This is a genomic window from Tropicibacter oceani, assembly GCF_029958925.1.
In the GTDB taxonomy this organism is placed as follows: domain Bacteria; phylum Pseudomonadota; class Alphaproteobacteria; order Rhodobacterales; family Rhodobacteraceae; genus Pacificoceanicola; species Pacificoceanicola oceani.
Genome location: NZ_CP124616.1, coordinates 2,907,882 through 2,928,591, shown reverse-complemented (window position 1 = coordinate 2,928,591; position 20,710 = coordinate 2,907,882). Strand labels below are relative to the sequence as shown.

Here is a 20,710-nt window from a genome sequence, read left to right as displayed (position 1 = left end):
TTTATGACCTATATTTGCTGTAGACTGCCGTCTTATTCAGCGTTGGGAGGCGCCGATGACCACGCAAGACATATCCCTGAATGACCGTTTCGATCTGTCCAAGGATCAGGTCCTGTTGAATGGCACCCAGGCGCTTGTCCGGCTGATGCTGATGCAAAAGGCGCGCGATGCGCAGGCCGGGCTGAACACCGCGGGCTATGTGACCGGCTATCGCGGATCGCCGCTGGGTGCGGTTGATCTGCAGATGACCCGCGCCGAAAAGCTGTTGACGCAAAACGACATTCTGTTCCGCGAGGGGCTGAACGAAGACCTTGCCGCCACCGCGCTTTGGGGCAGCCAGCAGGCCGAGTTGCGCGGCGAAGGCAAGTTCGACGGCGTCTTTGGCCTGTGGTACGGCAAGGGGCCGGGCGTGGACCGGTCGGGCGATGTGATGCGCCATGCCAACATGGCCGGGACCTCGCCGCATGGCGGGGTGATCATGGCCATGGGCGACGATCACACCGGTGAGTCCTCGACCGTGCTGCACCAATCGGAATGGGCGCTTGTCGATGCTTATATGCCCGTCGTCTCCCCGGCGGGGGTGCAGGAGATCCTGGATTACGGCATCTATGCCTGGGCGCTTAGCCGCTTTGCCGGGGTTTGGGTCGGGTTGAAAACCATGAAGGACACGGTCGAGGCGACGGCGGTGGTCGATGGCCGCCCGGACCGGGTGCAGCTGACATCGCCCGCCTTTGACATGCCCGAAGGGGGCCTGAACATCCGCCTGATCGACACGCCGCACGCGCAGGAATCGCGGATGATCGATTACAAACGCTTTGCCGCCGAGGCGTTTTCCCATGCCAACAAGATGGACAAACGCGTCTGGGGCAAGCCGGGGGCCAAGATCGGTTTTGTCTCGGCCGGCAAGAACTGGCTGGACCTGCTGCACGCCATGTCCCTGCTGGGCATCGACGAGGCCGAGGCCGAAAGGCTGGGCATCACCACCTACAAGATCGGGCAGGTGTTCCCGCTGGACATGAAAGGCTTTCACGATTGGGCCGAGGGGCTGGATCTGATCGTCATCGTCGAGGAAAAGCGCAAGCTGATCGAGGTGCAGGTCAAGGAAGCGCTGTTCGAGGATGCGCATCGGCGTGTCTATGGATGGTACAAGGGCGGCGCGGGCGCGCTGCACCGCGAAGAACTGTTCCCGACCCGCGGCGCGCTGGACCCGACATGGATCGCCCGCAAGCTGGGCGAAATCCTGATCGAAGAGGGCCGCGGCACTGATGGCATCAAGGCCGGGCTGCGCACCATCGAAGAGGCAACCAAGGCCGACAACGCGCAGGAAATCGCCGCGCGCATTCCCTATTTCTGCTCTGGCTGTCCGCACAACTCCTCGACCAAGGTGCCCGAGGGCAGCCGCGCCTATGCCGGCATCGGCTGTCACTATATGGCGCAGTGGATGGACCGCGAAACCACCGGCTTTACCCATATGGGCGGCGAGGGCGCGAACTGGATCGGCGAGGCACCGTTTTCCAAGCGCGGTCATGTGTTCCAGAACCTTGGCGACGGCACCTACAACCATTCGGGCGTGCAGGCGATCCGCGCGGCGCTGTTGGACAACACGCGCATCACCTACAAGATCCTGTATAACGACGCGGTCGCCATGACCGGCGGCCAGCCGAACGAAGGCGGGCTGACGCCGCAGCGCATCGCGGCCGAAGTCACCGCCATGGGCGTCAAGAAACTGGCCGTGGTCTATGACGAAAAAGAGGACGTCGACCTCAAAAGTTTCCCCGCCGGGGCCGAGTTGCATGAGCGGGCCGAACTGGACCGGGTTCAAAAGGCGCTGGCGGAGTATGAGGGCGTCTCGGTCCTGTTGTATATCCAGACCTGCGCGGCGGAAAAACGGCGCCGTCGCAAGCGCGGCAAGTTCCCCGATCCCGATCGCCGGGTGTTCATCAACACCGATGTCTGCGAAGGCTGCGGCGATTGCGGCGTGCAGTCGAACTGCGTGTCCATCGTGCCGGTGGAAACCGAATTGGGCCGCAAGCGGGCCATCGACCAATCCAGTTGCAACAAGGATTTTTCCTGCCTCAAGGGATTCTGCCCGTCTTTCGTGACGCTGAAGGGCGCGCAGGTGAAAAAGGCGCAGACCGCCTCGCTTGACCTGCCGGACCTGCCGTTGCCAAAGCTGCCCGCAATCAAGGGCACGCACAACATCGTGGTCACCGGGGTTGGCGGCACCGGGGTTGTGACCATTGGCGCGGTGTTGGCGCAGGCGGCGCAGATCGACGGCAAGGGCGCTGCGATGATGGAAATGGCCGGGCTGGCGCAAAAGGGCGGCGCGGTGCATATCCACCTGCGGCTGGCGGAAAAGCCGGGCGACATCAGCGCGGTGCGCGTCGCAACGGGCGAGGCCGATACCTTGATCGGCGGCGATCTGGTGGTGTCAGCCGGGGCCAAGACGCTGGGCCTGATGACCACGGGACGCACCGGCGCGGTGGTCAACAGCCATGAGATCATCACCGGCGACTTTACCCGCAACACCGAATTTGCCCTGCCCATCGACCGGTTGGAGGTGGCTTTGCAGGCGCGGTTGCAGGATCGGCTGGCGTTGTTCGATGCCTCGGAACTGGCCAAGGCGCTGCTGGGGGATTCGATTTTCTCGAACATGATGATCCTTGGCGCCGCGTGGCAAAACGGGCTGGTGCCGCTGACACACGAGGCGATCCGCAACGCGGTGCAGCTGAACGGTGCGGCGGTCGACAAGAACCTGCGCGCCTTTGAAATCGGCCGCTGGGCCATGGTGCATCCCGATGAGGCGGCAAAACTGATCGCCCCCAGCGTGGTGCAACTGCCCAAAACGCTTGAGGACAAGATCGCCTTTCGCGCCGATCATCTGGTGAAATACCAGGGCAAGCGGCTGGCCAAACGCTATCGCAAGCTGGTCGACGGTGTGAGCGATCCGCGCCTGCGCGAAGCGGTGGCCAAGGGCTATCACAAACTGCTGGCCTACAAGGACGAATACGAGGTCGCGCGCCTGCACTTGGAAACGGTGGACAAGGCGAAACAGCAGTTCGAGGGCGATTTCGAGGTGAGCTATCACCTGGCCCCGCCGATGCTGTCGAAAACCGGCCCGGACGGGCGGCCCTTGAAAAAGGAATACGGCGCGGGGATGCTGCGCGGTTTCAAACTGCTGGCGCGGATGAAACGCCTGCGCGGCACGCCGTTCGATCCCTTTGGCCGTACGGATGAACGCCGGATGGAACGCGCCCTGATCAAGCAATACGAGGCGGACATGGCCGCGTGGCTGCCCAAGGCGGGCAGCGCCAACATGGACGCGCTGGTGGCGCTGGCGGAACTGCCCTTGCAGATCAAGGGCTTTGGTCCGGTCAAGCAAAAGGCCGAGGAAAAGGCCGCAAAACGGCGCGAGGAATTGCTGGCCGCCCTGCGCGCAGGCCCCGCACCGCTGAAGCAGGCGGCGGAATGATCGCAGGCAGGCCCCGGACTTGATCCGGGGCCGCGCGGTCATCCGGGCAACGGGGCCCGTGGCGCGCCGGGGGCAGGGGGCACTGCACCGGCAGTCATCAATTTTTGACAGACCGCGTGCAATCTGGTGTCCTTGGATGCATTCGGGTAAAGCCCCGCGCATCCGGTCCTGAGGATTCCAGCCATGCCGCCCCGCAAACAGGTCGCCCGAGACATCTCTTACAGCTACTCTGCCACCACGCGGGGGGGCAAGGCGATGATCCGCCTGATGGAAAACGCCACCGGGCGGCTGGGCCTGATCAAGCGCGCCAAGGGCTACGAGCACGAGGTCGCCCTTGGGCGGGATTTCTGGCAGGTCATGGTGGAACGCTATGGGCTTGGCCTTGAGGTGGTGCAGGGGCATCTGGACGATATCCCCAAGGACGGCCCGCTGATTGTCATCGCCAACCATCCTTACGGCATTCTTGACGGGCTGATGATGGGTCATATCCTGTCGGTGGTGCGCGGCGATTTCCGCATTCTGGCCAATTCGGTGTTCCGCAAGGCCGAGGATCTGAACAAGGTGATCCTGCCGGTGGATTTCGACGGCAGCAAAGAGGCGCTGAAACTGAACCTGGAAACCCGCAAGACCGCACTGGAGTATCTGGGGCAGGGCGGCTGCATCGGGATTTTCCCGGGCGGCACCGTGGCCACCGGGGTCACGCCCTTTGCACGCCCCATGGACCCGGGCTGGCGCACCTTTACGGCCAAGATGATCGCCAAATCCGGGGCGCAGGTGGTGCCGATCTATTTCGACGGCCATACCTCGCGGCTGTTCCAGCTGGCCAGCCATCTGCACACGACCCTTCGCATGGGCCTGCTGATCAAGGAATTCCGCAAGCGGGTGGATACGCCCGTGCGGGTGTCGGTCGGCCAGCCGATCGACCCTGCGCAGATCGCCGCACGGGCCGGGGATGCGCGCGCGCTTATGGATTTCCTGCGCAAGGCGACATATGATCTGTCGCCGATCCCCTTGCCATCCTATGACTACGGGTTCGAGTTCGAAACAAAACACAAGAGCGGCGATGAGCCGCCCAAACGGATCTATTGAGGCGCCAGGGCGCGCAGCAGGAGTACATGACATGGCAGTTGGCGTTTTTGATTCCGGCCTTGGCGGGCTGACCGTACTGGAGGCGCTGACCCAGCGCCTGCCTGACGTTCCCTTTGCCTATTTCGCCGACAGCAAGCACGCGCCCTACGGCGTGCGCGATGCCGATGACGTCTACAACCTGACCTGCGCCGCCACCCAGCGGCTGTGGGACGAAGGCTGTGACCTGGTGATCCTGGCATGCAACACCGCCAGCGCGGCCGCCCTGCGCCGGATGCAGGAAAGCTGGATCCCCAAGGACAAGCGCGTGCTGGGGGTCTTTGTGCCGCTGATCGAGGCGCTGACCGAACGCCAGTGGGGCGACAATTCCCCGCCGCGCGAGGTTGCCGTGAAACACGTGGCCCTGTTCGCGACGCCAGCCACCGTGCGCAGCCGCGCCTTTCAGCGCGAGCTGGCCTTTCGCGCCATCGGCGTCGATGTCGAGGCGCAGGCCTGCGGCGGTCTGGTCGATGCCATCGAAGAGGGCGACATGATCCTGGCCGAGGCGCTGGTGCGCTCGCACGTCGATGCGCTGATGCGCAAGATGCCCACCCCCGAGGCGGCGATCCTGGGCTGTACCCATTACCCGCTGATGCAGGAGATTTTCCAGGATGCGCTGGGGCCCGATGTGACGGTCTACAGCCAGGCCAACCTGGTGGCCGCCTCGCTCGAGGATTACCTGCGCCGCCATCCGGGAATGCTGGGCAGCGGCACCGACAGCGTGTTCCTGACCACCGGGGATCCGGCCAAGGTGTCGCGCAATGCGACGCAGTTCCTCAAGCGCAAGATCGCGTTCACTTCAGCATAGGATCGTCGCGCCGGTCCGGCAGCGGCTGCTCTGGTGCGCGCGGGCCGGTGTCGCCCTGCCACCAGGCGCGCTTGATCCCCTGGTAGACGGTGATCTGGCTGCCGGGACCAAAGCCGGCCAGCGCGCTTGCGCGGTACATCAGGCTTTGGCCGGTGCGGCCGCTGGCCTCGCGCCATTTCAGGCGGTACATGCGTCGGTTGTTGATGGTGACCGAGGTCGCGGCGATTTCTGTGACTTCGGCGGTTTCCTCGGCGCCAAAACGCCGGGCGCGGACGGCGGCGATGGCGCGGCTGCCGGAATACCACAGCCCGCCCAGCATCAGCGTGCCAAACACCAGCGCGATGATCTGCGTCACCGTCGCGGCGCTGCGGTTCGCGCCTTGGGTCAGTTCGGTGCGGTCGGGTTCAGAGTCGAGATACCAGATCGGCATGGTGTCATGCACCCGCGCGCGGTTGTAGACCGACAGGCTGACCGAGCGGCTGATTTCCATCTGCGCGCCGCTGTTGGTCATGTAGTCGAGCACAAGGTAATGGGTCACCTCGCGGTCGCCATCGCTGTCGGTGCTTTCGGTGTAATACTTGTCCATGATCCTGGCGGTGGTCTGGCGGCCTTCGGTTTCAAAGCGGATCGCCAGCCCCAGGGCAAAGTGGCTGACCAGGGTCAGCACCAGCAGGCTGCCCAGGAAGGCAAGGGAAAACCAGCCGCCCATGCGCAGGTACAGCTTGTGAATGGGAACGGGTCTGTCCAGGGTCACCTTGGCCATGGCGCAATGATGCGGCGGGCCGCGCCGCCGATCAAGAGCATTGATCCCCCCGCGCTGCGCCGATATAGCTGAAGGCAGGAGAAAACAGATGAACGGTATGCCCCTTCTTTCCCTGCGACGATAAATCGCCTGCCTGCGGTGCGCCATGCTCCGCTGCGTTTTCTTCTTGTCCCTGGCGCCGATCGTGCGCCCCAAACGTCAGGTTCCCCCATGCCCCATTCCATCGCCATCATCGGCGCGTCCGGCTATACCGGCGCCGAACTTGTCCGCATCATCGCCACGCACCCGTCTTTTGAAATCAAGGCCCTGGCCGCCAATTCCAAGGCCGGGCAAAGCATGGCGCAGGTGTTCCCGCACCTGCGGCACCTTGATCTGCCGGATATGGTGACCTGGGAACAGATCGATTTCGACCAGATCGACCTGTGCTTTTGCGCGTTGCCGCACAAGACCAGCCAGGAGGTGATTTCCCAGCTGCCCAAAACCGTGAAGATCGTCGATCTGTCGGCGGATTTCCGGCTGCGCGATCCGGCGGCCTATGAAAAGTGGTACGGCAACAAGCACGCCGCCATCGAGATGCAGAAAGAGGCCGTCTATGGCCTGACCGAGTTCTACCGCAAGGAAATCGCGGCGGCGCGTCTGGTGGCTGGTACGGGCTGCAACGCGGCAACCGGGCAGTTCATCCTGCGCCCGCTGATTGCCGCCGGGGTGATCGACCTGGATCAGATCATCCTGGACCTGCAATGCGGGGTGTCGGGGGCTGGCCGGTCGTTGAAGGAAAACCTGCTGCATGCGGAGCTGTCCGAGGGCACCAATGCCTATTCGGTCGGGGGCACGCACCGCCATCTGGGCGAGTTCGACCAGGAATTCAGCGCCATCGCGGGCCGCGAGGTGAAGATCCAGTTCACGCCGCACCTGGGGCCGTTCAACCGCGGGATCCTGGCCACGGCCTACCTGTCCGGGGATGCGGCGCAGGTGCTGGCGACGCTGCAGGCGGCCTATGCCGATGAACCCTTTATCGAGGTTCTGCCGATGGGCGAGACACCCAGCACGCACCATGTGCGCGGGTCGAACTTTTGCCATATCGGCGTGACGGCGGACCGGATTGCGGGGCGCTGCATCGTGGTGGCGGCGCTGGACAACCTGACCAAGGGCAGTTCCGGGCAGGCGGTGCAGAACGCCAACCTGATGCTGGGCGAGGACGAGACCGCCGGTCTGATGCTGGCGCCCTGTTTCCCCTGATCGGGCAGTGACCTGGCGGTGCGCCTTGCGGCGCGCTTGCCTTGATTGCGTTCGGGCCACGCAGGCCATGGGGAGGGCGCTGCCCTCCCCAAACCCCACCCGGGATATTTTTGGCAATTGGAAGCATGGGCGCGGCAAATCGCGCCGGGGGCTTCGTTTCGTATGCGCAATGCCTTATATAGGCGACAGGAATTCGCTTGGCATGTGGGAGGCCCCTGATGGCTTTGAAATCGCTGAAAAAGAAACGTCGGGTGCAGGTCATTGCCATGACGGCGGTTGCGCTGATCGTATCGACGGCCCTGATCGGCTATGCGATGCGCGACGGGATCAACTTTTTCCGCTCGCCCAGCCAGGTGGTTGAAACGCCGCCGTCGCCGTCCGAGACCTTTCGCATTGGCGGGTTGGTCGAGGAAGGATCGTTGGTGCGCGGGCAGGGCCAGGAGATCCGCTTTCGCGTGACCGATGGCGGGGCGACGGTGCCGGTGGTCTATTCGGGGGTCTTGCCGGACCTGTTCGAAGAGAACCAGGGCATGGTCGGCACTGGCCGCTATGTGAACGGCGTCTTTGAGGCGCATGAGATCCTTGCCAAGCATGACGAGACCTATATGCCCAAGGAAGTGGTGGACGCGCTGAAGGAACAGGGTGTCTATCAGGAACCGGGCAGCTGAGCCGGCGTTTCCCCCGCCTTCTTGGCGAGGGGGAGCAGTAGCGTCACGCGCAGCCCGCCCTTGGGCCGATTTTCCACCATCAGGCTGCCCTGTGACTGGCGGGCAAAGCCCAGCACGGCCGAGAGGCCGAGGCCGGGGCCTTGGCCCAGCGGTTTGGTGGTGAAAAACGGTTCGGTCAGCATCGGCAGGGCATTGGGCGGAACGCCGGGGCCGTTGTCTTCGACGATGATCGCCATGTAGGGCGGCGGCGCTTCGGGGCGCGGGTCAATGTCGGGCAGGGTGTCGACATGGGCCGAGCGCAGCCAGATCCTGCCCCGGCCTTGCAGCGCGTCCTGAGCGTTCAGGCATAGCTGCACCAGAACCGTTTCCAGCATGTCGTGGTCGGCAAGGACCTTGAGGTCCCGGTCGCCGGGTTCCGAGGCGAGCGTGATGCCCGGGGACAGCAGGTCGCGCAGCAGAGCGTGCATCTGGTCGTGCAGGGCCGCGGCGCTGATCGGGGCGGGGCGCAGGCGGGCGCGGCCACTGGTGGCCAGCAGTTGGCGTACGGTCATGGCGGCGCGATGGGCGGCCTCGTGGGCCTGTCTGATCACCTGGGCGCGTTCCTTTTCGTCGCTCAGGGCGCCGTGGAGTTCCAGGTTTCCGATCACGGCGGTCAGGATGTTGTTGAAGTCATGCGCAACCCCGCCGACGAATTGATTGAGCGCGCGGGCCTTTTGCGACTGGGCATAGCGGTGCTGCGCGGCGCGCAGGGCCTGCGAGCGGGACAGCTGTCCCATCAAGGCCAGGTAATAATAAATGGTCACGCCAATTGCGGTAACCACGGCGGCCATAAATTGGTAGGTGCCGCCGAAATTGGGATATAGCAGGACAATCAATGCCGCCGCGACAAAGGTGAATTGGGCGGCATCCGAATATACCACTTCGCGGATCATTTCACCCTTGTGGAAATTGTTCAACAGCAAGGCCACCAGGCCAAGCGCGCCGACAAGAACCAGGGCCGTGTCCTGGACCGCCAGCAAATACAATGGGCCAGAGACAAAGCTGAGCGCCGCGAGGTTGTAGAGCGCAAGACACAAGGCGTATTGGCGATTGGGGTTTGCGGTGATCCGGCAGATGAGTGTGGCCGCAAAGAGGCTGTCCACCACAAGATAGACCAGCAGCCATTGGATGAAGAACCAGTCCGAGGTGGCAAGGTACAACAGCGCGGCGCATGCAAGGGCAAGACTGTATCGCAGGGCCATTTCGGGGACAGAACCGAAATCGGCCTTTCTCAAATGCTCGATCCGGGCCTCGGGTGTGTCGTGCTGCATGGATCGGGCTCAATGTTTTTCAGTTTTCTTAAAAATAGCCTTAAAACGTTAATTTAAAAAACGAATTGAGCAAAATCAAAGGAAAGTTTCGCCGCCGCTTTGCCAAAGCGACGAAAAAGCGACGGGGCCGCAACCGGGGCGGCCCCGACGATGGAATTATTTCAGGATCGAACGGCCGGCGTAGACGGCGGTTTCGCCCAGCAGTTCCTCGATCCGGATCAGCTGGTTGTACTTGGCCAACCGGTCGGAACGGGCCAGCGAGCCGGTCTTGATCTGGCCGCAGTTGGTGGCCACGGCGAGGTCGGCGATGGTCGCGTCCTCGGTTTCGCCCGAACGGTGCGACATCACGTTGGTCATGCGGGCGCGGTGCGCCATGTCGACGGCGCGCAGGGTTTCGGTCAGCGTGCCGATCTGGTTGACCTTGACCAGCATCGAGTTGGCGCAGCCTTGCTCGATCCCCATGGCCAGACGCGCGGGGTTGGTGACGAACAGATCGTCGCCCACCAGCTGGATCTTGTCGCCCAGCTTGTCGGTCAGCATCTTCCAGCCGTCCCAGTCGTCTTCGGCGCAGCCGTCTTCGATCGAGATGATCGGGTAGTCGTCGCACAGGGCTGCCAGGTAATCGACGTTTTCAGCCGAGGTCAGGGATTTGCCTTCGCCCTTCATCTCGTATTTGCCGCCCTTGAAATATTCGGTCGAGGCGCAGTCGAGGGCCAAGTAGATGTCTTCGCCCGGTTTGTAACCGGCCTTTTCGATGGACTTGAGGATGAAATCCAGCGCTTCGCGGGTCGAGGCGATGTTGGGGGCAAAGCCGCCTTCGTCGCCGATGCCGGTGGACAAGCCCGCGGCGGACAGCTCTTTTTTCAGGGTGTGAAAGACTTCGGAGCCCATGCGCACGGCTTCGCGGATGTTCGCGGCCGACACCGGCATGATCATGAATTCCTGGATGTCGATCGGGTTGTCGGCATGTTCGCCGCCGTTGATGATGTTCATCATCGGAACGGGCAGGACGGTGGCCTGGGTGCCGCCGACATAGCGGTATAGCGGCTGGCCGCAGAAATCGGCGGCGGCCTTTGCCACGGCCAGCGACACGCCCAGGATGGCGTTGGCGCCAAGGCGGCCCTTGTTGTCGGTGCCGTCCAGTTCGCACATGGCCATGTCGATGGCGACCTGTTCGGTGGCGTCATAGCCCAGGATCGCCTCGGCGATTTCGCCGTTCACGGCAGCGACGGCATCCAGCACGCCCTTGCCCATGTAGCGCGCCTTGTCGCCGTCACGCTTTTCCACGGCTTCGTGCACGCCGGTCGATGCGCCCGAGGGCACGGCGGCGCGGCCCATGGTGCCGTCTTCGAGGGTGACGTCAACTTCGACGGTCGGGTTGCCCCGGCTGTCAAGGATTTCGCGGGCGTGAATGTCGATGATGGTGCTCATGGGGCAGGTCCCTTTGGCGATGAAATTTGCTTGTGTCATATCAGGCGCGGCGGGAAAGTAAACAATCCTGTTACCGCTAACGAAGCCCTGTTGCAAAGGGTTGCGCTAACGGTCGGCGCTAACGGCCTGACGGGCAAGGCGTCTTTCGCGCAAGAAGCTGTAAAGCCCTGCGCCAAGGATCAACGCGCCGCCGATCAGGGTCCAGCCGTCGGGCCAGTCGTCGAACACCGCGATGCCCAGCAGGGTCGCAAAGATCAGGCGCGTGTAGCGAAACGGCGAGACGACCGAAGCCGGGGCCATGCGCATCGCCGTGGTGATCGCCAGGTATCCGCCGGTGGTCACGAAAACCGCGCCAAGGATGTACCACAACGTCGCCGGATCGGTCGAAAACGGCCTGTCGGCCATGGCCAGCAGCACCAGCCCCGGCAGGATCGTCGCCATGAAGCCCCAGGTGGAAATCGCCAGCGCCGGGATATGCGGCGGCGACATGCGGGTCACCAGATCACGCGCCGACAGCGCGGTGATTCCCAGCACACCGAACAGCTCGTAACCGGTGAAACTGGCGCCAAAGGGCCGGATCACGATCAGCATGCCGATCAACCCGACCAGAACCGCCAGCCAGCGCCGCCAACCGACCTCTTCGCCCAGGAAAAGCGCGGCGCCCATGGTCACCACCAGCGGCCCGGCCTGGGTGATCGCGGCAAACACCGGAAGCGAGGTATTGGCGACGCCGATCACCATGCCGACGGCGGCGATGATCTCGAACCCGTTGCGCAGCATCACCTTGGGGTGCAGGGCATCGGCGGTAAAGATCGCCACGCCGCGCAAGCGCGCCAAGGCAAGGAACAGCAGCGTGCCCCCTGCGCTGAGCAGCAGCATGGTCTGCCCGACCGAGGCAACCTGCGTCGACAGCTTGATAAAGGCATCCGTCCCGGCCAGCAGGGCCATGGACAGAACCATCAGCGCGATGGCGCGAAGGATGTCCAACTCAGGTGATCACATCCGGGGCGGCGCGCCCCGTGCGGTCCTTGATCCCGGCCAGTTCCTCGGCGGCGGCGATGACCGGGGCCAGCGCCTCTTGGGCGTCCATGTGCAGGTTCTCGGTGTCCACCGTTTCCAGGTAGACCCGCAGCGTCGCGCCAACGGTGCCGGTGCCCGACAGGCGCAGCACGACGCGCGCGCCGCCTTCGAACCCGATGCGGATGCCCTGGGCTTCGGTGCGCGATCCGTCGATCGGATCGTCATAGGCGAAATCATCGGCGCTGGTGATGGTCAGGCCCGCGACGGTCGTGCCGGGCAGGGCAGCAAGCCGCGAGCGCAGATCGTCCATCAGGGCATTGGCGGCGGTGGCGTCGACACCTTCGTAATCGTGGCGCGAATAGTAGTTGCGCCCATACTTGGCCCAGTGCTCGGCCATCAGGTCGGCAACGGAAATCTGCCGCTTGGCCAGGATGTTCAGCCAGAACAGCACCGCCCACAGCCCATCCTTTTCGCGGACATGGTCGCTGCCGGTGCCGGCGCTTTCCTCGCCGCACAGGGTGCAGCGGCCGGCGTCCATCAGGTTGCCGAAAAACTTCCACCCGGTCGGGGTCTCAAAGCATTCGATCCCCAGTGCCTGCGCCACCCGGTCCACCGCCTTGGAGGTCGGCATCGAGCGCGCCACACCCTGAAGCCCCCCGGCATAGGCCGGGATCAGCGTGGCATTGGCCGCCAGCGCCGCCAGGCTGTCCGAGGGGGTCACATACAGGCCGCGCCCGACAACCATGTTGCGGTCGCCGTCGCCGTCGCTGGCGGCACCGAAATCAGGGGCGTCTGGCCCCATCATCTCGTCCATCAGCGGTTTGGCCCAGATCGGGTTGGGATCGGGGTGGCCCTTGCCAAAATCGGGCAGGGGGGTGCCATTGATCACGCTGCCCCTTTGAGCGCCAAGCTGGTCCTCAAGGATGGCGGTGGCATAGGGGCCGGTGATGGCGTGCATGGCGTCAAAGCGAATGCGAAAACCGCCCTGAAACAGCGCGCGCAGGGCGTCAAAGTCAAAGATCTTCTGCATCAGCGCGGCGTAATCGGCGACCGGGTCGACGACCTCGACCACCATGTCGCCCAGCCTGTGTTCGCCCAACTTGGACAGGTCGATGTCATGGCTGACAAAGATCGCGTATTCGCTGATTGTCTTGGTCGCCTCGAAGATCTTCGAGGTCACGTTTTCCGGGGCGGGGCCGCCGTTGGCGGTGTTGTACTTGACGCCGAAATCGCCCTCGGGGCCGCCGGGGTTGTGGCTGGCCGACAGGATGATGCCGCCATCGGCGCGGCGCTTGCGGATCAGGTTCGAGGCGGCAGGGGTGGATAGCAGCGCATTCCGCCCGACAATCACCCGGCGCGCGCCCGAAGCGGCGGCCATGCGCAGCACGACCTGCGCGGCTTCGGCGTTGAAATGGCGACCATCGCCGCCCAGCACCAGGGTCCTGTCCTTGACGCCGCCGATGCCGTTCCAGATCGACTGGATGAAGTTTTCAAGGAAATGATGCGCCTGAAATTCGGGCGTCGTCTTGCGCAGCCCCGAGGTGCCGGGTTTCTGGCCCGCGATGGGCTGGGTGGCGACGGTCTGGATGCTCATGGAAAACGCCCTGTTGGTGATAACGTTAACAAGAGGTATCGCCGCGATTGGCCCATCACGCAAGGCCGCAGCGCCGTCTAATGCGCCAGCCGTTCCGCCAGATGCCCGGCGCAGCCGGTCAGGGCGGCATAATCGTCTTCGACCAGGTGCACGGGAAACTGCGTCATGTAGGGGCCAAAGCGGCCCTTGTCGGCAAAGCTTTCGGCAAAGCCGAGGCGCAGCAGGTGCGGCCCGAAATGGCGCACCACGCCGCCCACCAGGTAGATGCCGCCAAAGGGCAGGGTGATCAGCGCAAGGTTGCCCGCATAACGCCCCATGAAGCGCACGAACAGCTTGGCGGCATGGGTGGCGCGCGGATCGCCGTTTTCAAAGGCCTTCATGATCGCGCTGGCGTCCAGCGCCGGGCTGTCGTCACCCGCCTCGGCGCTCAGCCAGGCGTGGATGCGTTCGAACCCGCGCCCGGACAGCACATCCTCGAGCCCCGGGGTGCCGTGCTGGGCGGCGACCCAGGTTTTCAGGCGCAGCTCTTCCTCGGTCTGGACGGGCATGGTGATGTGGCCGGCCTCGGCCGGGGGCACGACGGTCTGCCCGCCCATGCGATAGACCGGAGAGGCGTTCAGCCCGGTGCCGACATTGACCACCAGCCGCGTCGCGCCCTCATCGGCGGGGCGGCCCGGCAGGATGGCGCGCTGCGCGGCGTGGTCCAGATGCGCCACGGCAAAGCCCTGCGCCTGCATGTCATTGAGCACCGACACCACCTTGGCCCCGGTTTCCCGGGCGATGCTGTCGGCGGCGATGGTCCAGGACAGGTTGGTCATCTGCCCGACACCGTCCTTGACCGGCCCGGCCATGTCGACACAGACCGCATGCGGGCGGGCGTCCGATCCGGACAGGAAATCACGCAGGATCGGTTCGATCCCGGCCTGGTCGGCGTTGCGATAGCGTTTGACCGTGTGCATCTGCACCTGCGTGCCGCGCGCATAGGCGACCCGGGTGTTGGTTCCGCCGATATCGGCGACGACTGCCAGTTCATCCGTCATGTTAGCGCCTCAACTTTTCCGCCAGCGCGTGGTAGGACGCTTTGGGTCTGCGTTCAAGCGTTTCGAAATCCACATGCACCAGGCCAAAGCGCTGTTCATAGCCGCAGGCCCATTCGTAATTGTCCAGCAGCGACCAGATGTAATAGCCCTTCAGCGGCACGCCCTCGGCGATGGCCTGGCGGACCTTGTCCAGATGCGCGTCAAGATAGGCGATGCGCTGCGGGTCATCGACCTTGCCGTTCTTGACCACATCGGGCGAGGCAAGACCGTTTTCGGTGACGATCAGCGGCAGGTCACCGGTGTATTCGCGCGCCGTGCGGGTCAGGAAATTGTACAGCCCTTCGGGATAGATTTCCCAACCCATCAGGGTCTTGGGCAGCGGGCCTTCGACCTCTTTGACACCGGGCCAGGGGCCGCCATCGGGGCCGATCAGCTTGCGGGTGTAATAGTTCAGCCCGCACCAGTCGACGGGCTGCGAAATCAAGGCCATGTCGTCCTGCCAGCGGTCCGGCATGTGCGGCCCCAACCCTTCGAGAACCTTCTCGGGGTAGGCGCCCTTGAACACGCCGCCCAGGAACCAGCGGTTGTAGATGGCGTCGTACAGCGCGGCCTTTTCGGCGGCCTCGGCGCTGTCGTCCGCCGGGTCAGCCCATTCAAAGTTGAAGACCGCGCCAAGGTTGTCCATGCCCAGCCCGCGCATCACCTCGATCGCGCGGCCATGCGCCAGAAGGACATGGTGCATGGCGCGGGCGGTGGCGCGGATGTCGCGCAGTCCGGGCGCGTGGTAGCCCATGAAGTGGCTCAGCCAGGCAACGCACCAGGGTTCGTTGATCGGGGCGACCGAATACATCCGGTCGCCGATCCGGCCCATCAGGGCCTGGGTATAATCGGCAAACCAGCCGGCGATGTCGCGGTTGCGCCAGCCGCCCATGTCCAGGATCGGCGAGGGCAGTTCCCAATGGTACAGGGTCGCGCAGGGTTTGATCCCGCGTTCCAGCATGGCGTCGGTCAGCCTGTCATAGAAATCCAGCCCCTCGGGGTTCACCGTCTTGCCGTCGGGCATGACCCGCGCCCAGCTGGTGGAAAAGCGGTAGCAGTCGAACCCGGCGGCGGCGACCAGATCCAGGTCTTCGGGATAGCGGTGGTAGTGATCCACCGCGACCGCGCCGTTTTCGGCATTCTTGACGTTGCCCGGGGTCGCGGCGAAATCGTCCCATTGGGTGCGGCCGGCGCCGCCAAAGCCATGGCCTTCGATCTGGTAACTGGAGGTGGCGACCCCAAAGAGGAAATCCTTGGGGAAATCGGCGCGTGCATGTTTCATGGTGTCCTCGGGGGTTTCAGGTGGGGGCAGGGCCGGTGGATTGGCCGATGATCAGCTCGGCCTCGAACAGCTCGCTCAGCGGGCCGGACCCTGGATCGTTGATCAGTTGCATCAGCAATTCGGCCGCCCGCGCCCCGGCCGCGCGGACCGAAGACCGGGTGGCGGTGAAGATCGGCACGGATTGACCGTTCGAAAGATAGCTAAGGTCGTCGTCATGGGTGATGACCGACACATCGCGGCCCAGGACCAGCCCGCGTTCCAGAATGGCGCGGCGCACACCGATGGCGGTGATCATCGACGACACAAGAAAGGCGGTCGGCGGCGCCGGGATGTCCAGCATGGCCGCTGCGGCGCGATACCCATAGCCTTCGGTCATTTCCTCGCTGCGCATCAGCGCGGGGTCGACCGGCAGACCGTGGTCCGACAAGGCCTGTTCATAGCCCAGCCGGCGGCGGTGCGCGAAATCTAGAAATTCAAGACCATTGACCAGCGCAATCCGGCGATGGCCCAAGTCCAGCAGGAACGCCGTCGCGCGGCGAAAGGCGCGGGTGTTGTTGACGTCGTGCCACGAATAGGGCCCCGCAATGTCCGAGGCCCGGCCATGCACCACGAAGGGCAGGCCCAGCTCTTGCAGCAGTTCGATCCGGCTGTCGCGCATCCGCGGGCCGTGCACCACGATCCCGTCGACATTGCCGCGCGCCTTGATGGTGCGATAGGCGTTTTCGATCTTGCTGTCCTCGACCAGCGACAGCACCACCTCATAGCCGTGGCGGGCATAGGTCGATCCGGCCCCGGCGATGAAATCGCCAAAGATCGGGTTCACCATCTCGTGCTGGTCCGACACCGGCAGCACGTGGCCGATGGCATGGGTGCGCCCGGTGGCCAGGCTCTTGGCGCGGGCATTGGGGCTGTAGCCGTGGGCACGCGCCGCCTCGCGCACGGTCTTGCGGGTCTTTTCGCTGACCTCGGGATAGCCGTTCAGCGCACGGCTGACCGTGGTTTGTGACAGGCCCAGATGCTGAGAGAGTTGTTTGAGATTCATAGCGTACATAGGAACCAAAGCGATTTGAATTTGTAAAGGATTCCATCGGGCGGAAAACAGGGAAACAATCCGGCCCCTGCCTGAAAAAGCTGCGGTGCAGCATAAGTTTGGGGCGTTTTGTGAACATCTTTGATTGACTAAATCGCAGAATCGCGCGAAAGCTGCGGCATTCAAAGCGCTTTGGAAATCCCCGAGGGATTGCGTTGGCGCCAGATTGATACATCATGCCAGATGTAGACTTTGGGAGGACTACCATGAAAAGAACCTATCTTATGGGCGTTGCCGCGGCGGCGCTGAGCGCCGGCATGGCCCATGCCGAGCAACTGACCATCGCAGGCCCCTGGATCGGCGCCGATCAGGACCAGGTCGAAAAGGTGCTGGACGTGTTCCGCGCGCAATCCGGCATCGACGTCAGCTATGTCGGCTCGGACAGCTTTGAACAGCAGATCGTCATCGACGCCGAGGCCGGTTCGGCCCCCAACATCGCCGTGTTCCCGCAGCCGGGCCTGGCCGCCGACATGGCATCGCGCGGCTTCCTGACGCCGCTGGCCGATGGCACCGCCGACTGGATCCGCGAAAACTATGCCGCCGGGCAGTCCTGGGTCGACCTGGGTACCTATGCGGACAAGGACGGCACCGATCAGCTGTTCGGCTTTTTCTACAAGGTCGATCTGAAATCGCTGGTCTGGTACATCCCCGAGAACTTCGAGGATGCCGGCTATGAAGTGCCGCAAAGCATGGAAGAGCTGAAGGCGCTGACCGACCAGATCGTCGCCGATGGCGAAACCCCCTGGTGCATCGGTCTGGGGTCTGGCGGCGCGACCGGCTGGCCGGCAACCGACTGGGTCGAAGACCTGATGCTGCGCACCCAATCGCCCGAGGATTACGACAAGTGGGTCTCGAACGAGATGCCCTTCAACGATCCCAAGGTGGTGGCCGCCATCGACGAATTCGGCTGGTTCATCGAAGACGCGCGCGTGGCGGGCGGCAAGGGCGCCGTTGCCTCGACCGACTTCCGCGACAGCCCCAAGGGCCTGTTCGAAGCCCCGGCGCAGTGCTACATGCACCGCCAGGCGTCGTTCATCCCGGCCTTCTTCCCCGAAGGCACCGAAGTGGGCTCGGACGTCGATTTCTTCTACTTCCCGTCCTACGCGGAAAAGGACCTGGGCGCACCGGTTCTGGGCGCTGGCACCCTGTGGGCCATCACCAAGGACAGCCCCGAGGCACACAAGTTCATCGAATTCCTCGAATCCACCGAGGCGCATGAAACCTGGATGGCGCAAAAGGGTTTCCTGACCCCGCACAAGGGCGTCAACCCCGAGGCCTTCAGCGATCCGACCCTGCGCAAGATGAACGAGATCCTGCTGGGGGCGACCACCTTCCGATTTGACGGCTCTGACCTGATGCCGGGCGGCGTGGGCGCTGGCAGCTTCTGGACCGGCATGGTCGATTACGCGGGCGGCAAGGATGCCGAAACCGTGGCGACCGAGATCCAGAACAGCTGGGACGCGCTGAAGTAAGGCATTCGCCTTGAGCTACCGAAGCCCCCCGCCATCTGCGTGGGGGGCTTTGACCAAATTCGGCAACTGACGCGCGGGGGAGGACGTCATGCATCCGGCAATCCAGGGCATTCTGACGATCGTGATCGGGGTGGGCGCATGCGTCGCCTATTTCTACTTTTCCAACCAGTTTCTGGACAAGGTTCTGTTCCCCGCCAAGGGCAAGCACGCGGGGCGCAACATCAACCGCGCCAACATGATCCGGCCTTGGCTTTTCCTGTTCCCCGCGCTTTTCGCGCTCAGCGTCTATCTGGCCTATCCCGTGCTGGAAACGCTGCGGCTGTCGCTGACCGACCGGCGGCTGGATGGCGCCTTTGTCGGGTTGGACAATTATCGGCAGATGGTCACAGAGCCCAAGTTCTGGGAAGCGATGCGCAACAACATGCTGTGGCTTTTCGTGGTGCCGGCCATGTCCACCGCCTTTGGCCTGCTGGTGGCGCAGCTGACCGACCGGATCAAATGGGGCAATATCGCCAAATCGCTGATCTTCATGCCGATGGCGATTTCCTTTGTCGGCGCCGCGGTGATCTGGAAACTGGTCTATGACGCCCGCCCGCCGGGCACCGAGCAGATCGGCGTTCTGAACGCGCTTTATGTCTGGTTCTCCGGCAATGATCCGCAGCAATGGCTGACCGTTCCGTTCTGGAACAACTTTTTCCTGATGGTGGTGTTGATCTGGATCCAGACCGGCTTTGCCATGGTGATCCTGTCGGCGGCCCTGCGCGGCATCCCCGAGGACACCATCGAGGCGGCGATCATCGACGGCGCCAACCCGTTCCAGATCTTCTTCAAGATCAAGGTGCCGCAGATCAAGTCGACCATCATGGTGGTCTGGACGACGATCACGCTGGTGGTGCTCAAGGTCTTTGACATCGTCTTTGCCATGACCAACGGCCAGTGGGAAACCCAGGTGCTGGCCAACTACATGTACGACAAGCTGTTCCGCTCGTTCGATTGGGGGGTCGGCAGTGCCTCGGCGATTGTCATCATGCTGTTGGTGACGCCGATCCTTGTCTGGAACGTGCGCAACGTGCGCCGCGAAATGCGCTGAGGGGGGCGGGATCATGGACAATATCGCAGGAAGCAAATCGTCGCTGACATGGGCGGTGCATATTTCGGTCGTGGCGCTGGTGGCGCTGTGGCTGTTCCCGACCGTGGGGCTGTTCGTGTCCTCGTTCCGCACCGCCGACCAGATTTCCGGCTCGGGGTGGTGGAAGGCGCTGTTCCCGTCAGAGCAGACCCTGACGCTGCGCACCGCCGACCCGGACAGCCAGGTACAGCAAGGCGCGCTATACGTGATCGAGGGCAACCTGTTCGACGACGAGGCCGCCAACGGCAGCAAGTCGGAAATCAGCGCCTTTGGCATTTCCTCGCGCGAGCTGAGCGCCTTTGCCGTGGGCGAAACCGCGCCGCTGCGCGATGGCAGCCGGATCACGGTGCAGGTCAACGGCGACTACCGGCTTGAGTCCGAGACCGAGATCACCGGCAGCCGGGGCGCGCGGGTATTCGTCGATGCCCGCACACCGCCCAAGTTCACGATGGACAACTACCGCCAGGTGCTGTTTTCCGGCAGCGCCACGGACAATATGGCCAAGGCCTTCATAAACACCCTGACCGTGACCATTCCGGCAACGATCATCCCGATCGTGGTGGCGGCCTTTGCGGCCTATGCGCTGGCCTGGATGGATTTCCCGGGCCGGGCGCTGCTGGTGGCCTTTGTGGTGGGGCTTTTGGTGGTGCCGCTGCAACTGGCGCTGATCCCGCTGCTGAAACTGCACCTGGGCATCGGCATCGGCAAGGGATACCTGGGGGTCTGGCTGGCCCATACCGGGTTCGGATTACCCTTGGCGATCTACCTGCTTCGCAACTACATGGTCAGCCTGCCGCGGGACATCATCGAAAACGCCCGGGTCGACGGGGCGACGGATTTCCAGATCTTCACCAAGATCATCCTGCCGCTGAGCTTTCCTGCGCTGGCTTCCTTTGCGATCTTCCAGTTCCTGTGGACATGGAATGACCTGCTGGTGGCCAAGGTGTTCCTGATCGACGCGACGGGGCAGACCACGGTGATGACCAACCAGATCATCGAGCTGTTGGGCACCCGGGGCGGCAACTGGGAAATTCTGGCGACGGCGGCCTTTGTGTCGATCGCGGTGCCGCTGGCGGTGTTCTTTGCGATGCAGAAATACCTTGTGCGCGGGCTACTGGCCGGCTCGGTGAAATAGCAAACCCGCCCCGGACGCAGATCCGGGGCCTATGCCCCCCGGGGGGCGGATCGAAAAACAGGTCCCGGGGCAAGCCCGGGAACCAGAGTGACA

General features: G+C 63.7%; 16 protein-coding genes. 8 read left to right on the top strand and 8 right to left on the bottom strand.

Annotated elements, in window-relative coordinates; genetic code table 11:
• Nucleotides 1-55: 55 nt before the first annotated feature.
• The 3 genes from QF118_RS14050 to QF118_RS14040 all read left to right on the top strand — a co-directional run bounded on the left by QF118_RS14050 (nucleotide 56) and on the right by QF118_RS14040 (nucleotide 5,405).
• Nucleotides 56-3,472 carry an indolepyruvate ferredoxin oxidoreductase family protein gene (locus QF118_RS14050; protein WP_282299675.1) on the top strand — a complete coding sequence of 1,139 codons (3,417 nt, stop codon included), beginning with the start codon at nucleotides 56-58 and terminating at the stop codon, nucleotides 3,470-3,472.
• Nucleotides 3,473-3,655: 183 nt separating this feature from the next.
• Nucleotides 3,656-4,561 carry a lysophospholipid acyltransferase family protein gene (locus QF118_RS14045; protein ID WP_282299674.1) on the top strand — a complete coding sequence of 302 codons (906 nt, stop codon included), beginning with the start codon at nucleotides 3,656-3,658 and terminating at the stop codon, nucleotides 4,559-4,561.
• A gap of 31 nt (nucleotides 4,562-4,592) precedes the next feature.
• Nucleotides 4,593-5,405 (top strand): glutamate racemase, encoded by an 813-nt coding sequence (locus tag QF118_RS14040; protein ID WP_282299673.1) that lies wholly within the window; start codon nucleotides 4,593-4,595, stop codon nucleotides 5,403-5,405.
• Here the strand turns inward: QF118_RS14040 and QF118_RS14035 are convergent.
• The gene (locus QF118_RS14035) at nucleotides 5,392-6,168 is read right to left on the bottom strand and encodes a DUF3592 domain-containing protein (protein WP_282299672.1); all 777 of its coding nucleotides are present in this window, start codon (nucleotides 6,166-6,168) and stop codon (nucleotides 5,392-5,394) included. The genes QF118_RS14040 and QF118_RS14035 overlap by 14 nt on opposite strands.
• 210 nt (nucleotides 6,169-6,378) lie before the next feature.
• Between QF118_RS14035 and argC the strand changes: the two genes are divergently transcribed.
• Complete coding sequence (gene argC / locus QF118_RS14030) at nucleotides 6,379-7,407, top strand: N-acetyl-gamma-glutamyl-phosphate reductase (RefSeq protein WP_282299671.1); 1,029 nt, start codon at nucleotides 6,379-6,381, stop codon at nucleotides 7,405-7,407.
• Nucleotides 7,408-7,625: 218 nt separating this feature from the next.
• Nucleotides 7,626-8,075 carry a cytochrome c maturation protein CcmE gene (ccmE, locus tag QF118_RS14025; RefSeq protein ID WP_282299670.1) on the top strand — a complete coding sequence of 150 codons (450 nt, stop codon included), beginning with the start codon at nucleotides 7,626-7,628 and terminating at the stop codon, nucleotides 8,073-8,075.
• On the opposite strand, the gene QF118_RS14020 is transcribed toward ccmE, so the two are convergent.
• From QF118_RS14020 to QF118_RS13990, 7 genes are all read right to left on the bottom strand, one after another.
• Nucleotides 8,057-9,385, bottom strand: a complete 1,329-nt coding sequence (locus QF118_RS14020) for a sensor histidine kinase (protein ID WP_282299669.1) — start codon at nucleotides 9,383-9,385, stop codon at nucleotides 8,057-8,059. The genes ccmE and QF118_RS14020 overlap by 19 nt on opposite strands.
• Nucleotides 9,386-9,541: 156 nt before the next feature.
• Complete coding sequence (gene eno / locus QF118_RS14015) at nucleotides 9,542-10,816, bottom strand: phosphopyruvate hydratase (protein ID WP_282299668.1); 1,275 nt, start codon at nucleotides 10,814-10,816, stop codon at nucleotides 9,542-9,544.
• 105 nt (nucleotides 10,817-10,921) lie between these two features.
• Nucleotides 10,922-11,803: a DMT family transporter gene (locus tag QF118_RS14010; protein ID WP_282299667.1), complete on the bottom strand. Its 882-nt coding sequence runs from the start codon at nucleotides 11,801-11,803 to the stop codon at nucleotides 10,922-10,924.
• Between the two features lies 1 nt (nucleotide 11,804).
• Nucleotides 11,805-13,430 (bottom strand): alpha-D-glucose phosphate-specific phosphoglucomutase, encoded by a 1,626-nt coding sequence (locus QF118_RS14005; RefSeq protein WP_282299666.1) that lies wholly within the window; start codon nucleotides 13,428-13,430, stop codon nucleotides 11,805-11,807.
• 77 nt (nucleotides 13,431-13,507) lie between these two features.
• Nucleotides 13,508-14,470 (bottom strand): glucokinase, encoded by a 963-nt coding sequence (locus tag QF118_RS14000; protein WP_282299665.1) that lies wholly within the window; start codon nucleotides 14,468-14,470, stop codon nucleotides 13,508-13,510.
• A gap of 1 nt (nucleotide 14,471) precedes the next feature.
• Nucleotides 14,472-15,791, bottom strand: coding sequence for a GH1 family beta-glucosidase (locus QF118_RS13995; protein WP_282299664.1), 1,320 nt, complete (start codon nucleotides 15,789-15,791; stop codon nucleotides 14,472-14,474).
• Between the two features lie 16 nt (nucleotides 15,792-15,807).
• The gene (locus tag QF118_RS13990) at nucleotides 15,808-16,833 is read right to left on the bottom strand and encodes a substrate-binding domain-containing protein (RefSeq protein ID WP_282299663.1); all 1,026 of its coding nucleotides are present in this window, start codon (nucleotides 16,831-16,833) and stop codon (nucleotides 15,808-15,810) included.
• A gap of 254 nt (nucleotides 16,834-17,087) precedes the next feature.
• Here QF118_RS13990 and QF118_RS13985 point away from each other — a divergent pair, with 254 nt between their 5' ends.
• From QF118_RS13985 to QF118_RS13975, 3 genes are all read left to right on the top strand, one after another.
• A complete protein-coding gene (locus QF118_RS13985) occupies nucleotides 17,088-18,353 on the top strand; it encodes an ABC transporter substrate-binding protein (protein WP_282299662.1) in 1,266 nt (421 codons plus the stop codon).
• 88 nt (nucleotides 18,354-18,441) lie between these two features.
• On the top strand, nucleotides 18,442-19,443 hold the full coding sequence (locus QF118_RS13980) for a carbohydrate ABC transporter permease (protein WP_282299661.1): 1,002 nt from the start codon (nucleotides 18,442-18,444) through the stop codon (nucleotides 19,441-19,443).
• Between the two features lie 13 nt (nucleotides 19,444-19,456).
• A complete protein-coding gene (locus QF118_RS13975; RefSeq protein ID WP_282299660.1) occupies nucleotides 19,457-20,617 on the top strand; it encodes a carbohydrate ABC transporter permease in 1,161 nt (386 codons plus the stop codon).
• The last annotated feature ends 93 nt before the right edge of the window (nucleotides 20,618-20,710 follow it).